Annotated in this window: 1 protein-coding gene; it reads left to right on the forward strand. The window is 68.1% G+C overall.

The genetic code is table 11. From position 1 onward, the window contains the following. Positions 1 to 429, forward strand: a 429-nt coding sequence (locus RM590_RS35735) for a DUF2628 domain-containing protein (RefSeq protein WP_311708971.1), incomplete at both ends; no start/stop codon positions are given.

The raw sequence follows: 429 nt of genomic DNA on the forward strand, positions 1-429 counted from the left end.
CCCAACCCGTATGCGGCGCAGAACCCGTACGGGGCGCCCAACCCGTATGCCGCGCCGAACCCCTACGCGGCGCCTGCACCGGGCCCGGCGGCCTTCGAGGTGCCCGAGAAGTGGCGCAGCCGCTTCGACGTCGTCTCACGCTACGGCCAGCCCGCGTCTTCGCCCGAGGCGACGGCCGCGTTCCAACAGCAGTCTTTCGGGCAGCGGATGCGGCTCGGAGCGCACGGTCCGGCGTTCTTCTTCGGCCCGATCTACTTTGCGATCAAGGGACCTTGGCGTAAGGGCCTGAGCCTCTTCGGATTATCGTTCGTCGTGGGCTTCATCATCGCCCTGATCGAGTACGCCCTGAACTTCACCTTCCCGCCGGCCGCCTACGGCGCCGCGATCGGCGCGCTCTACTCCAGCACCGCGAACTGGGCCTACTTCCTC

The organism is Streptomyces litchfieldiae (genome assembly GCF_031845365.1).
GTDB classification, from domain to species: Bacteria; Actinomycetota; Actinomycetes; order Streptomycetales; family Streptomycetaceae; genus Streptomyces; species Streptomyces litchfieldiae.